Here is a 13,893-nt window from a genome sequence, read left to right as displayed (position 1 = left end):
ATATCTGTATGCATGAACAGTATAATGCTATTCCATCATTTTAAACAGTCTATTTACAAACTTGAATGCATGCTTCGTCAGCTTCTTTTTTACTTAGATCGCATTGCGCGAAGGTTACATATGTAGAAATCGTCATAACAAAGTTGTAGTGCTGATTAAAAGTTATCCACTGTTTTTGAAAACGACTATTGACCATTTCCTTGGTTAGACAGGAACACCTTATGCTGCAACACGCTTACTAAAACATCAGGCACCGGGATTTCGTTTTGATAACTTGTTTTGATAAAATTTTGATAACCGTTCGGATACTCATAATAAAAAACGGGAACCACTCGGCTCCCGTTCTCATACAACCCAGAATGTGGATTACATATTTTCGATGATCGCGTCACCAAACTCTGAACATTTCAGCAGCTTAGCGCCGTCCATCAGACGTTCGAAGTCATAGGTTACGGTTTTCGCGTTGATAGCGCCTTCCATACCTTTAACAATTAAATCAGCCGCTTCGGTCCAACCCATGTGGCGCAGCATCATTTCTGCAGACAGAATGATAGAACCTGGGTTCACTTTATCCTGACCTGCATACTTCGGTGCAGTACCGTGGGTTGCTTCGAACAGTGCGCATTCGTCACCAATGTTTGCACCCGGCGCGATACCAATACCTCCAACCTGTGCGGCCAGCGCATCGGAGATGTAGTCACCGTTCAGGTTCATACAGGCAATCACGTCATACTCAGCCGGGCGCAGCAGGATCTGTTGCAGGAACGCATCGGCGATAACATCCTTAACTACGATCTCTTTACCGGTTTTCGGGTTCTTGATTTTCACCCATGGACCGCCATCGATCAGTTCGCCACCAAATTCTTCACGCGCTAACTGATAACCCCAGTCTTTGAACGCGCCTTCGGTGAACTTCATGATGTTGCCTTTGTGTACCAGGGTAACTGAATCACGATCGTTGGCGATGGCGTATTCAATCGCTGCACGTACCAGACGTTTAGTCCCTTCTTCAGAACACGGTTTGATACCAATACCGCAATGTTCCGGGAAGCGTATTTTCTTCACACCCATCTCTTCGCGCAGGAATTTAATCACTTTCTCAGCATCGGCAGAGTCAGCTTTCCACTCGATACCCGCGTAGATATCTTCGGAGTTTTCACGGAAGATGACCATATCGGTCAGTTCAGGGTGTTTAACCGGGCTTGGTGTACCCTGATAATAACGCACCGGACGCAGGCAGACATACAGGTCAAGTTCCTGACGCAGAGCTACGTTCAGAGAGCGAATACCGCCGCCAACAGGAGTGGTCAGAGGGCCTTTAATGGCAACACGATATTCACGAATCAGATCTAAGGTTTCAGCAGGCAGCCAGACGTCCTGGCCATAAACCTGAGTGGATTTCTCACCGGTGTAGATTTCCATCCAGGAGATTTTACGCTCGCCTTTATAGGCTTTCTCGACAGCAGCATCGACAACTTTGATCATCGGTGGGGTTACATCAACGCCGATACCGTCGCCTTCAATGAACGGGATAATCGGATTTTCAGGAACGTTGAGTTTGCCGTTTTGCAGGGTGATCTTCTTACCTTCCGCCGGAACAACTACTTTGCTTTCCATTCACCTCTCCTTCGAGCGCTTCTGGTTCTGCTCGTCTGTCATCGCGCTGCATGTGCGTTTGCGTCCTGCTGCACGAATGCGTTAGAGCAATTTTTTGTTAATGTTTTGTAATGAGCATGTCAATACTACCCTAATGTTCGCCGCCATGAAAGACACTCGTTCTTAGGCTATAATGCGGCAATTGATATAATCTGAAAATACCATGCAAAAAACTTCTTTTAGAAATCACCGGGTTGAGCGATTCAGCTCACGACAAGTCACTAAGCAGCGTAAAGAAAACCAGCCAAAACGCGTGGTTTTGTTCAATAAACCCTACGATGTTTTGCCACAATTTACTGACGAGGCTGGCAGAAGCACGTTAAAAGATTTTATTCCCTTGCCGGGAATTTATGCGGCGGGCCGACTCGACCGGGACAGCGAAGGGCTTTTGGTGCTGACCAATGACGGCGCACTGCAGGCGCGGTTAACGCAACCCGGTAAGCGTACCGGGAAAATTTATTACGTCCAGGTTGAAGGCGAGCCGACAGCAGAAGCGCTGGACGCCCTGCGTACCGGAGTAACGCTCAATGATGGCCCCACGCTACCCGCAGGCATTGAGGTAGTAGAGGAACCCGTATGGCTGTGGCCGAGAAATCCGCCGATTCGGGAGCGGAAAAATATCCCCACCACCTGGCTGAAAGTCACCTTATATGAAGGCCGCAACCGCCAGGTTCGCCGTATGACAGCACATGTTGGATATCCTACGCTGCGTCTCATTCGCTATGCTATGGGGGATTACACGCTGGATAATCTCGCCAACGGCGAGTGGCGGGAGCTCTAGCATCAGGCCTTTACAGCGCCATTAACAAGGAAGAATGAAAGAAATGGACAAACGACTCATCGCGCCACTCATTCTGTGTGCCGTATCGCCATTGGGTTATGCCGCGCAGAATTGTGAAGCGACAGCAGGTATCGCGGCAGGCGCGGCTGATTATCTCTATGAAACCGCTAAGGTAAAAACAACCTCCCGACTACACTTCAACTCCGCACCAGATGTTGAATGTCAGCTCCCTGCTTTCCTGGTCAACGGCAATACGGTAGAGGTGTTAAGAGAAGCGCGATCGGCCCAATCAGCAGACGCTCCCGTTCATACTTTTCGCTATGTTCGATACCGTGATGCCAAAGGCATGTTCGCCACAGGCTGGGTCGCGGCTGAAGGTCTGGTACCTCTGACGACTCCCTTATCCGTAAATCCGGCCTGTAAGAAATGGGCGCACAAAGAGATGCCGCAACGCGAAAGAATGCCCCCCGTTGCTGATAATCATTATCAGGTTACAGGCAACGATCGCGCCTGGTTTTATACCATGCCAACGGAACAGTGCCGCAGCCAGTCCGTTTTTTTGGTTCCCGGCGACATTATTTCCACACAAGAGCAGTCAAAAGATGACTTTATTGAAGCGGTTTATTACACCGCCGATCGCCATATCGTACGCGGCTGGTTGAAAAAGTCACAACTCCAGTCTTTAAACAGCGGTGATAACTACCGCTATGATATCAATCCATTATCGACAGACGAAGCTACACGAGTCGCGACCCTCAGCCTACGCCCGGACTATCAATGTATTTTTTATGAAAGCTGGAATGCTAAAAAGGCCATTGAGATTATCGTACGCGAGGATCATCAAACTGCATTGTGTCGCGGAGGAGCCGACCCACAAACATCGCCTCCTGTGGCTTATATCAGTATCGACAAGACCAGCGGTGAAATTAGTTGGCCAGATGTTGCCGAAGGTTTTGCTGAGGAATAAGGGGGAAACATGTTTAAACCGCACGTCACCGTTGCCTGCATTGTGCATGCAGAAGATAAATTCTTAGTCGTTGAAGAAACGATCAATGGCAAGGCCTTGTGGAATCAACCCGCAGGACACCTGGAAGCCGACGAAACGCTGGTGCAAGCCGCAGCACGCGAACTATGGGAAGAAACGGGCATTAAAGCACAGCCACAGCATTTTGTTCGTATGCATCAATGGATTGCACCGGACAGAACGCCCTTCTTGCGTTTTCTTTTCTCTATCGAACTTGCCAATATGTGCGCTACTGAACCCCATGACAGCGATATTGATTGCTGTCGTTGGGTCAGCGCAGAAGAGATTTTCTCTGCGCCAAACCTGCGTTCGCCGTTGGTTGCAGAGAGTATTCGCTGTTATCAGAGCGGCCAGCGCTACCCGCTGGCCATGATCGGTGAATTTAACTGGCCGTTTACAGAGGGTGTCAAGTAAAGGGCTGCGTGCTAGAATATGCCGCCTTGAAGTTCAATGTTGTGAGTATTCCTATGTCTGAAAGCCCAAAAAAAGTGATCGTCGGCATGTCCGGCGGTGTCGATTCCTCCGTTTCTGCCTGGCTGTTACAACAACAGGGCTATCAGGTAGAAGGCCTGTTCATGAAGAACTGGGAAGAGGACGATGGCGAGGAATACTGCACAGCGGCAGCCGACCTTGCGGATGCACAGGCTGTCTGTGACAAACTCGGCATTGAACTGCATACCGTCAACTTTGCCGCAGAATACTGGGACAACGTCTTTGAACTGTTCCTTGAAGAGTACAAAGCGGGCCGTACGCCGAACCCGGATATTCTGTGTAATAAAGAAATTAAGTTTAAAGCCTTCCTTGAGTTTGCCGCCGAAGATTTAGGTGCCGATTACATCGCCACCGGTCACTATGTGCGTCGCGCAGATGTCGACGGCAAAAGTCGCCTGCTGCGTGGGCTCGATGGTAATAAAGACCAAAGTTATTTCCTCTATACGCTCGGCCATGAGCAAATCGCGCAAAGCCTGTTCCCGGTCGGTGAACTGGAAAAACCGCAGGTGCGTAAAATTGCCGAAGACCTTGGTCTGATTACGGCCAAGAAAAAAGACTCCACCGGCATCTGCTTCATTGGCGAACGTAAGTTCCGCGAATTTCTTGGTCGCTACCTGCCGGCTCAGCCAGGCAAAATCATCACCGTTGATGGTGAAGAGATTGGCCAGCATCAGGGGCTGATGTACCACACTCTGGGTCAGCGTAAAGGTCTGGGTATTGGCGGAACGAAAGAAGGGACAGAAGATCCATGGTATGTAGTGGATAAAGACGTAGAGAACAACATTCTGGTTGTCGCTCAGGGTCATGAACATCCACGTCTGATGTCTGTTGGCCTGGTGGCGCAACAGCTGCATTGGGTCGATCGCGAACCGTTCACTGGTACCATGCGCTGTACGGTGAAAACCCGCTATCGTCAGACCGACATTCCGTGCACCGTTAAGGCACTGGATGCTGAGCGTATAGAAGTCATTTTCGACGAGCCAGTCGCGGCGGTTACGCCGGGTCAGTCGGCTGTCTTTTACAATGGCGAAGTGTGCCTCGGCGGCGGCATTATCGAACAACGATTGCCTCTGCCGGTATAATTACTTACACATTTGATACAAGGAAGCAGTGAACGTGGCAAAGAATTATTATGACATCACCCTCGCCCTGGCAGGCATTTGCCAGTCGGCACGCCTGGTGCAGGAACTGGCGCACCAGGGGCATTGTGATGCCGATGCATTACACGTTTCACTGAACAGTGTCATCGACATGAATCCCAGCTCTACGCTGGGCGTGTTTGGCGGCAGCGAGGCCAACCTGCGTTTGGGGCTGGAAACAATGCTCGGCGTACTGAACGCCAGCAGTCGCCAGGGACTGAACGCTGAACTCACTCGTTACACGCTAAGCCTGATGGTGCTGGAGCGTAAGCTGTCAGCGGCCAAGGGCGCTATGGACACGCTGGGAGACCGTATCAGCGGCTTGCAGCGCCAGCTGGACCATTTTGATTTGCAGTCAGAAACGTTGATGAGTGCGATGGCTGGCATTTATGTTGACGTCATCAGCCCACTCGGCCCGCGTATTCAGGTCACGGGTTCCCCGGCCATCCTTCAGAGCCCACAGGTACAGGCTAAAGTACGCGCTTCGCTGCTGGCTGGCATCCGTGCTGCCGTGCTCTGGCATCAGGTTGGTGGAGGCCGTCTGCAACTCATGTTTTCTCGTAATCGCCTGACGACTCAGGCAAAACAAATTCTTGCTCATTTAACCCCGGAGTTGTGATCTATGGAATTATCCTCACTGACCGCCGTTTCCCCTGTCGATGGACGCTACGGCGATAAAGTCAGCGCGCTGCGCGGGATTTTCAGCGAATACGGTTTGCTGAAATTCCGCGTACAGGTTGAAGTACGCTGGCTGCAAAAACTGGCCGCGCACGCAGCGATCAAGGAAGTTCCTGCTTTTGCTGCCGACGCAATCGGTTTCCTTGATGCGATTGTCGCTAACTTCAATGAAGAAGATGCTGCGCGCATCAAAACCATTGAACGTACGACCAACCATGATGTGAAGGCAGTTGAGTATTTCCTGAAAGAGAAAGTAGCGGATATCCCGGAACTGCACGCCGTTTCCGAATTTATCCACTTTGCGTGTACCTCAGAAGACATCAACAACCTGTCTCACGCGCTGATGCTGAAAACCGCACGCGACGAAGTGGTTCTGCCGTACTGGCGCCAGCTTATCGACGCGGTGAAAGATCTGTCTGTACAGTATCGCGATATTCCTCTGCTCTCCCGTACCCACGGTCAGCCAGCCACTCCGTCTACGCTGGGCAAAGAAATGGCTAACGTGGCCTACCGTATGGAGCGTCAGTATCGCCAACTCAATCAGGTTGAAATTCTTGGTAAGATCAACGGTGCAGTCGGTAACTATAACGCCCATATCGCCGCTTACCCGGAAGTTGACTGGCATCAGTTCAGCGAAGAATTTGTCACCTCGCTGGGCATCCAGTGGAACCCGTACACCACGCAGATTGAGCCGCACGACTACATTGCCGAGCTGTTCGACTGCATCGCCCGTTTCAACACCATCCTGATCGACTTTGACCGTGATGTCTGGGGCTACGTGGCACTGAACCATTTCAAACAGAAAACTATCGCGGGTGAAATCGGCTCTTCCACCATGCCGCATAAAGTTAACCCCATCGATTTCGAAAACTCCGAGGGTAACCTGGGCCTATCTAACGCGGTTCTGCAGCACCTGGCGAGCAAACTGCCGGTCTCCCGCTGGCAGCGTGACCTGACTGATTCTACCGTTCTGCGTAACCTGGGCGTAGGTATTGGCTATGCGTTGATCGCCTATCAGTCCACGCTGAAGGGCGTGAGCAAACTGGAAGTGAACCGCGATCATCTGCTGGATGAACTGGATCATAACTGGGAAGTTCTGGCAGAGCCGATTCAGACCGTGATGCGTCGCTACGGTATTGAGAAGCCGTACGAGAAGTTGAAAGAACTGACCCGCGGCAAGCGCGTTGACGCCGAAGGTATGAAACAGTTTATCGATGGTCTGGCACTGCCGGAAGAAGAGAAAACTCGCCTGAAAGCAATGACGCCTGCCAATTATATTGGTCGCGCCATCACTATGGTTGATGAACTGAAGTAATCAGCAACTCCCCAGATGCTGAACAGAAGCCGGATAAGCGTAAGCGATTCCGGCTTTTTATCACCCGCTACATTATCCCTTCCCCCCCCCCAAATTTGCCCCAAAAAAGTAACAATCTATGGTGGTCTAAGCTGCTACTAATTTATGCACGATCTGAAACTGTAGCCACCCGCAGAATGTTTAAACCACTCTGGCAGCATGGCCGCGCAATTTTCTTTGCTGATGGTTGCTACGAATGGAAAAATGAAGGCAACAAGAAACAGCCCGGACTGCCGGAAAGGACCCGTAAGTGATAATAATTATCAAAACATTCACGTGCGGTCATTGGAATAACAATTTCTTAATCTCTCAACGAAAATAAGGATTTGTTAAGCTTCATACTTTATGGTCGATGCAACACACCCTTTGAGGAAACAATAATGATGAAATTCTCAAAACTTCAGATTCGCTTACACTGGCTGGCTCTGATGTTAATAGCGATAACCTATGCAGCTATGGAGCTACGCGGCTGGTTTCCTAAAGGCAGCAACACCTACCTGCTCATGAAAGAAACACATTACAATGCCGGGGTATTTGTCTGGTTTTTAATGATAATACGATTAATTATTAAACATAAGTTTCATGACCCAGCCATCACTCCGCCCCCACCGACCTGGCAGATGATGGCTGCTAAAATAATGCATATCCTGCTATACATTTCTTTTTTGGCTCTGCCATTATTAGGTATTGCAATTATGGCTTACGGTGGGAAGGACTGGAGCTTCTTAAGTTTTAACATTTCACCTTTCGTTACTCCTGACGGGGAAACAAAATCACTTATTAAAGATATTCACGAAACACTGGCAAACGTCGGATACTTTTTAATCGCAGCGCATGCAGGTGCAGCGTTATTTCATCACTACGTCCAGAAAGATAATACTCTTTTGAGAATGATCCCTGACTGTAACGATAAGAAATAAATACAAATTTTAATGTTTAACATTACAGCAGGCACTCAGTGAATGCCTGCTGTAATCCTGGAGAATTGGTATCGCGCCTTTTGGTAGTTCTTTAGTGCGATCAATGGCTAATTCAACTCTCATAATTACCTCCGATGTATACACTGTTTTTTATACAGCACCCCTGTAAGCAGAAATGATCAACGATTTAAGAGCGCAACTTATTAATTTTTTTACGTAATGTATTTACACATCAGATATTCCGTTTTTTCGGGTCCTACACATTTTGTCGCGACATTGGATTTAAATTACCTGGCTCATGCTCAACTTAATGTTGACATAATGTTGACTCGCCATACTGATAAGACGCTAAAAGAGGTCTTACTATGCGAATCTTATCTCCTTATACGTTGCGCTGGCTTCCAGGTGAACGTGAGCAAAATGATATTTCAGAGTTTATTCGTGAAAGTTATTCTCAGTTTTATCATGCTTCTCTTCCTCGCTGCATGCCATGGTTACTTGGAATGTTCGATGCCAACGGAGAATTAAAAGCAGCCTGTGGCGTCCAGCCGGCCTCAATGGGCAAGATATACCTCGAACACTATCTTGATGTCCCGGTTGAAGTCGTGCTGTCTGCACGATTGTCACATCCCGTTTCACGCGACTCGATTGTTGAAATTGGTAATTTTGCCGCGAGCGATGGGGCAAGCGCCCGAATAATGTATGCGGCTCTATGCCTGCTTCTCAATCAATACTGCTATTCGTGGATTGTCTTTACCGGAACTAAAAAAATACGCAATACCTTTTTCCGCCTGAATCTGCAACCAGTCACATTGATGCCCGCTGACTCGACAAGGCTTGGCGAAGCTGCGCGTGAATGGGGGAGCTATTACGAACATGACCCGCAAATTATGGCGGGGGAGTTACATGGTGGGCAAACCACACTGAGTCAGACCAGCCTGTTGCTGGGAATGTTTGCTGATCCGCCTTCTGCTCCCTGGATAACCCCTTCCGGAGGATCTTATGCTTCTGAACACGCTTGAGAAACAGGCTGCGCTTCAGCCAAATGCCATCGCCCTGCAGGGCGATTCTCGCTCGTGGAGCTGGCAGCAATACCATGATGCCGTTAAAGCAGTGGCCGAACAATTATCTGCCCTCAAGGTAAAACGGCTGGCACTTGAAATGGATAACAGCCCTGAATGGGCCATCATCGATCTCGCATGCCTGATAAGGGGAGTGGTGATCATCCCTGTCCCCTCCTTTTTCAGCAGGCAACAGAAAGCCTGGGTACGATCATCAGCCTCTGTGGATGCACAAATCGGTGGAGAAATCCTGGCGGATTGGCAGGAACACGATTTTGTACTGGGGAGACTGCAAATCCGTGCAGTAGAGGACCCCGTGACTCTGCCGGCAGGAACGGCAAAGATAACGTATACCTCCGGTACAACCGGAGAGCCAAAAGGCGTCTGTCTGAGTCTGGATGGTATGGTATGGATGGCTCAAACGTTAGCGGCCGCATTGCACCCCCTGAAACTGGAAAAACACCTGGTGACACTGCCCCTCAGTATTCTGCTGGAAAATCTGTGCGGCGTTTACATCCCTCTGCTACTTGGCGCTGAGACGGTGATTCTCCCACCCTCCCGGATTGGGTTTGAAGGTTCCAGCCGCTTTAATCCAGCCCAGTTTCTTCAGGCGCTGACCACCTGGTGCCCACAAAGTCTGGTGCTGGTACCAGAGTTGCTACGTGTGTTACTGCATCTACACAAGCAGGTACCAGGCAGTACGCAATCTTTACGGTTTGTCGCCGCAGGCGGTGGCAAGGTTCCGGCTTCATTGCTGACAATGGCGATAACGAGTGGCTTACCTGTATATGAAGGATACGGTCTCTCAGAATGTGGCTCTGTCGTTGCCCTCAATCTGCCCGACGCTATAAAAGAGAACAGCGTCGGTCGGCCATTGCCAGGTATCCAGATCAATGTTGATGACCAGCAACAATTGTGTGTCACCAGCCCGGCTAACGCTTTGGGATATCTGGGATCCGCACCAGCCTCCCCAACAGTTGCCACCGGCGATCTTGGCAGTGTTGATGAACACGGGTTTGTTCGTATTCAGGGGCGCCTGAAGAATGTCCAGATAAACGCTTTTGGTCGTAATTTTTCACCTGAATGGCCTGAGGCAGAGGCCATGACCTGTCCAGCTGTACGCCGGATAGTGATTTTTGGAGAAGGCTTAAGGCATAACGTTGCACTCGTCGATGTCTTCGACGGGCAACAGATGCAGGCCCGCGAGCAGCTGCTGGCCCTTTCAGCTCGCCTGCCTGATTATGCGCAGTTCCATCGCCTGTTATTCACTTCAGCTATATCAGAGCCTGGCATGCTCACTGCAAATGGCCGCCCACGCCGGGAACTCATCCGGCAATCCCTCTGGCAACACATTCTCACCTGTAGTGAAGAGGAGTCATCATGAGCTTTTATAACAAATTACAACAACAGACTGAGGCCGAACGCCGGAGTTTACTCTCCTCGCCTGTCATCGCGCGCTGCCAGACTGGTGACATCTCGCGCGACCTGTATATCGCTTTTCTGACACAGGCTTACTATCACGTCAGCCATACCGTCCCCCTGTTGATGAGTGCTGGCAGCCGTTTGCCAGCCTCACATGAAGCCATTCGGGGCGCAATTGCTGAATATATTGACGAAGAGTACGGGCATCAGGAATGGATCCTGAACGATATTCAGGCTTGCGGCGGTGATGCGGAAAGCGTTCGCAATGGCACCCCAGGGATACCGATAGAAATGATGGTGGCCTGGCTCTACTACCGCATTGAACGGGTCAACCCTATGAGTATTTTTGGCATGGTACAGGTTCTGGAGGGAACCAGCGTATCTATTGCTACCGCGATTGCAGCCCAGGTGGAACGGACACTGGGGTTGCCAGAACAGGCGACAACCTACCTGCGTTCACACGGTGAACTTGATCAAGGACATCTTAAATTTTTCGCCTCACTTATGGATACCGTGACTGACGAGGCCGATCAGGCAGCCATTATCTATGCCGCTCGTCGCGTCTATCACCTGTACACAGAGATGCTTAACCAACTGGGGCAGACCACGTATGAACCTGCATGATAAAACCGTTCTGCTGACTGGCGCCAGCGGTGGTATCGGACAAGAGCTGGCGCAAAGGCTGGCGCACAAAGGAGCCAGACTCTGCCTGGTTGGACGAAATGCACAGGCGATGACGCTTCTGAAAGAGATGCTTCCCTATCCGGAACGGCATCATATTGTGCTAATGAGCAGTTATACCGATGACGAAATCGTCGCGCTGGCCAGCAGATTCAAAGATGAGAACAAACTGGATATCCTGATCAACAATGCCGGAACCAGCCGTTTTGCACTGTTTGAACAACAGTCTTTTGACGATATTCGGGAACAGATTAGAACCAATATCGAAATCCCCACTCTGTTGACCCGCGCCATGCTGGATAAGTTTAATCCACAGGGCATCATCCTAAACATTGGTTCGATATTTGGTGAGATTGGCCACCCTGCCTGGAGCGTGTATAGCGCCACCAAAGCGGCCACGCACCGTTTGTCGGAAGCGCTGGGGCGCGAATTAAAGGGGAATGGTATCAGCGTACTGTATGCCGCGCCGCGTGCTACCGAAACGGCGCTCAACAGTGACGAGGTTTACGCGCTTAACCGCAAACTGGGCAACAGCAGTGACTCCCCACAATTTGTCGCCGTACGTCTGGTACATCTCCTTGAGACAGAGCAGAAACGCTACCGCTTCGGCGCGATGGAACGTTTGTTCGTTAAAATCAATGCCTGGTTTCCCGGTATGGTAGACAAAGCGCTGGGTAAAAAATTAGCAGTGATCCAGTCCTATACCCAGGGCACATTCAAAGGTGAAGACAAATGAAAATTATGAAAACGTTGCTCCTGACAGCAGCTTTTCCCGCCTCTGCCATGGCGACTACCACGCTGGAAAACCTCCAGCACGACTGGTCCGTTTGTCAGTATCAGACCCTTGAAGCAAAAAAAGAGAGCTGCTTTACCACACTAAGTCAGCGGGCCCATAGTGCGAGTCAGGCAAAAAATAATGCTGACGCAGCATTGCTTATTTGGTCGGCGATTATCGACAGTAGCTGGGCGGGGGCTAAAGGAGGGCTGGGTGCATTGAGTCTGGTCAAACAGGCCCGTAGCGATCTGGAAAAAGCGATCAGCATCGACCCCAATGCTTTACAAGGATCAGCCTGGACCAGCCTTGGGGCGCTATATTATCAGGTTCCCGGCTGGCCGATTGGGTTTGGTGATAAAAACAAAGCCGAAGAAATGCTGAAAAAAGCACTGGCGATCAATCCTGATGGCATCGATCCAAACTATTTTTATGGTGACTTTTTGCTGAAAGAGAAAAAGACTGGCGAAGGGAAACGCTATCTGGAAAAGGCTCTTAAAGCGCCGGCTCGCCAGGGGCGTGAGATTGCCGACCAGGGACGCCATCGCGATATAGCAAAAGACCTGGAAAGTATGCAGTAAAATATTCAACCCCTGCGTTGTTATAACGCCAGGGGTTGTTGATCTGTAAATCCGTGTCACCTTTCCTCAATTGGCGAACTCTCCGTGATGATTTACTCGGTAATGATCATAAGGGCATTCCAGTCCACCCATACCCATCCCATATGGTTTTAGGTGTATTCAGGCAATCTTCGCGCGCTCATAACAAGCGAAATACAGCTCGGTAAGTTCGACTATGCGGAACGTTTCCCGGAATCCAAAGCGCTTAAGAAGTTCATCACAACCAAAAAAATCACCACGTTTAAAGAGCTAAGTAATTTTTTTACAGACGCCAAAGCCTTAGAGGTATCTGGTGCAACACTGCTATCGCTTACTTTGGTCGTAAATACGTTACTGCGTGTAATCGGAGAAAATACCCGTCTGGTAGATATTGAGCATGCCGACATTTTGCATTACCGAAAGGAGTTATTAACCGGGACAATTATTAACCCGGCAATGCCGAATCTGGCCAGGCAGGGCCGCGCGCCCTCAACAGTCAATAAACAGATGGCAGTTTTATCAGAAATGCTTAAGCTCGCAAACCGAAGCCAGTTTATATTGCATGCTCCTTATGAAGGAGTGTCGCGACTCAAGTTATCTAAAAATGATCCCGACCCACTTTTACTTCATGAGTACCAGGCACTGATAGCCGCCCTTCCCCGTAGCCAGGCATTAATCATCATTGTTGCCGTTCATACGGGGATGAGGCCGGGCGAGATATGCGCCCTGGCATGGGAAGACATTGATTTGGTAAAAGGTGAAATCCACGTATCCAGAAGTTTGACGAATAAGCGAGTATTTGTATCCCCTAAGACAGATGCCGGAATAAGGACGATAACGTTGCTTAAACCTGCTCTGGATGCACTGAAGGAACAATACGAAGTCACCGGCGCTAATCCGAAGCAAGAAATTCGATTTCACTATCGGGAGATCGGAAAAACTGAGCAGCAATCTCTTCGCTACGTTTTTTCACCGACAGCATATTCGTCAAAAAAAGGCAGTTACTTCTCCAAGAACTCGATTGCCTATGGCTGGAAGCGAGGCACTAAACTTGCAAATATCCGCGAAAGGAATCCTTATCAGTCACGGCATACCTACGCATGCTGGACGTTGATGGCCGGAGCGAACCCGTCATTCATAGCGAGTCAGATGGGACATGAAGATGCACGCATGGTGTACGAGGTTTACTCCAAGTGGATTGGCGACATGAACCAGGATCAGGTCAACATGCTGAACAATCAGATGCCAACAGCACTGCCCCCAGGACGCCCCCACGGGCAGGGGAGCATGAGAAAAGTTATTTAATTTCATAGC

The 13,893-nt window shown here is 49.8% G+C and carries 14 protein-coding genes and 1 pseudogene; 14 read left to right on the top strand and 1 reads right to left on the bottom strand.

Going from position 1 to position 13,893, the window contains the following annotated elements:
* Nucleotides 1-366 precede the first annotated feature (366 nt).
* Nucleotides 367-1,617: an NADP-dependent isocitrate dehydrogenase gene (gene icd / locus G4551_RS09785; protein WP_003841892.1), complete on the bottom strand. Its 1,251-nt coding sequence runs from the start codon at nucleotides 1,615-1,617 to the stop codon at nucleotides 367-369.
* Between the two features lie 202 nt (nucleotides 1,618-1,819).
* On the opposite strand from icd, the gene rluE reads away from it, so the two are divergent.
* The 14 genes and pseudogenes from rluE to G4551_RS09715 all read left to right on the top strand — a co-directional run bounded on the left by rluE (nucleotide 1,820) and on the right by G4551_RS09715 (nucleotide 13,884).
* A complete protein-coding gene (gene rluE / locus G4551_RS09780; protein ID WP_003841891.1) occupies nucleotides 1,820-2,437 on the top strand; it encodes a 23S rRNA pseudouridine(2457) synthase RluE in 618 nt (205 codons plus the stop codon).
* Between the two features lie 34 nt (nucleotides 2,438-2,471).
* Nucleotides 2,472-3,404 (top strand): hypothetical protein, encoded by a 933-nt coding sequence (locus G4551_RS09775; protein ID WP_003841888.1) that lies wholly within the window; start codon nucleotides 2,472-2,474, stop codon nucleotides 3,402-3,404.
* A 9-nt stretch (nucleotides 3,405-3,413) separates the two neighbouring features.
* Complete coding sequence (locus tag G4551_RS09770; protein WP_003841887.1) at nucleotides 3,414-3,875, top strand: NUDIX hydrolase; 462 nt, start codon at nucleotides 3,414-3,416, stop codon at nucleotides 3,873-3,875.
* A gap of 53 nt (nucleotides 3,876-3,928) precedes the next feature.
* A complete protein-coding gene (gene mnmA / locus G4551_RS09765) occupies nucleotides 3,929-5,035 on the top strand; it encodes a tRNA 2-thiouridine(34) synthase MnmA (RefSeq protein WP_003832402.1) in 1,107 nt (368 codons plus the stop codon).
* A gap of 34 nt (nucleotides 5,036-5,069) precedes the next feature.
* Nucleotides 5,070-5,711: a high frequency lysogenization protein HflD gene (gene hflD / locus G4551_RS09760; RefSeq protein WP_003841885.1), complete on the top strand. Its 642-nt coding sequence runs from the start codon at nucleotides 5,070-5,072 to the stop codon at nucleotides 5,709-5,711.
* Nucleotides 5,712-5,714: 3 nt separating this feature from the next.
* Nucleotides 5,715-7,085, top strand: a complete 1,371-nt coding sequence (gene purB / locus G4551_RS09755; RefSeq protein WP_003841884.1) for an adenylosuccinate lyase — start codon at nucleotides 5,715-5,717, stop codon at nucleotides 7,083-7,085.
* 119 nt (nucleotides 7,086-7,204) lie between these two features.
* A pseudogene (locus tag G4551_RS23830) lies at nucleotides 7,205-7,351 on the top strand (SOS response-associated peptidase family protein); the annotation flags it as partial.
* A gap of 153 nt (nucleotides 7,352-7,504) precedes the next feature.
* Complete coding sequence (locus tag G4551_RS09745) at nucleotides 7,505-8,044, top strand: cytochrome b (protein WP_003841882.1); 540 nt, start codon at nucleotides 7,505-7,507, stop codon at nucleotides 8,042-8,044.
* A gap of 365 nt (nucleotides 8,045-8,409) precedes the next feature.
* Nucleotides 8,410-9,066, top strand: coding sequence for a thermostable hemolysin (locus tag G4551_RS09740; RefSeq protein ID WP_003841881.1), 657 nt, complete (start codon nucleotides 8,410-8,412; stop codon nucleotides 9,064-9,066).
* The gene (locus G4551_RS09735) at nucleotides 9,047-10,489 is read left to right on the top strand and encodes an AMP-dependent synthetase/ligase (protein ID WP_003841879.1); all 1,443 of its coding nucleotides are present in this window, start codon (nucleotides 9,047-9,049) and stop codon (nucleotides 10,487-10,489) included. The genes G4551_RS09740 and G4551_RS09735 overlap by 20 nt, the downstream gene beginning before the upstream one ends.
* Entirely contained in the window at nucleotides 10,486-11,151 is a 666-nt protein-coding gene (locus G4551_RS09730) for a TenA family transcriptional regulator (protein WP_003841877.1), read from the top strand. The genes G4551_RS09735 and G4551_RS09730 overlap by 4 nt, the downstream gene beginning before the upstream one ends.
* The gene (locus G4551_RS09725) at nucleotides 11,138-11,944 is read left to right on the top strand and encodes an SDR family oxidoreductase (RefSeq protein WP_003841874.1); all 807 of its coding nucleotides are present in this window, start codon (nucleotides 11,138-11,140) and stop codon (nucleotides 11,942-11,944) included. Before G4551_RS09730 ends, G4551_RS09725 begins: the two co-directional genes overlap by 14 nt.
* Entirely contained in the window at nucleotides 11,941-12,561 is a 621-nt protein-coding gene (locus tag G4551_RS09720; protein ID WP_003841873.1) for a hypothetical protein, read from the top strand. Before G4551_RS09725 ends, G4551_RS09720 begins: the two co-directional genes overlap by 4 nt.
* Before the next feature lie 153 nt (nucleotides 12,562-12,714).
* On the top strand, nucleotides 12,715-13,884 hold the full coding sequence (locus tag G4551_RS09715; RefSeq protein WP_003841871.1) for a tyrosine-type recombinase/integrase: 1,170 nt from the start codon (nucleotides 12,715-12,717) through the stop codon (nucleotides 13,882-13,884).
* Nucleotides 13,885-13,893 lie beyond the last annotated feature (9 nt).

The sequence above is a fragment of the Citrobacter freundii ATCC 8090 = MTCC 1658 = NBRC 12681 genome, assembly GCF_011064845.1.
GTDB lineage: Bacteria > Pseudomonadota > Gammaproteobacteria > Enterobacterales > Enterobacteriaceae > Citrobacter > Citrobacter freundii.
Note: the sequence above shows the minus strand (reverse complement) of the source record. Positions and strands in the feature narration are given on the sequence as shown.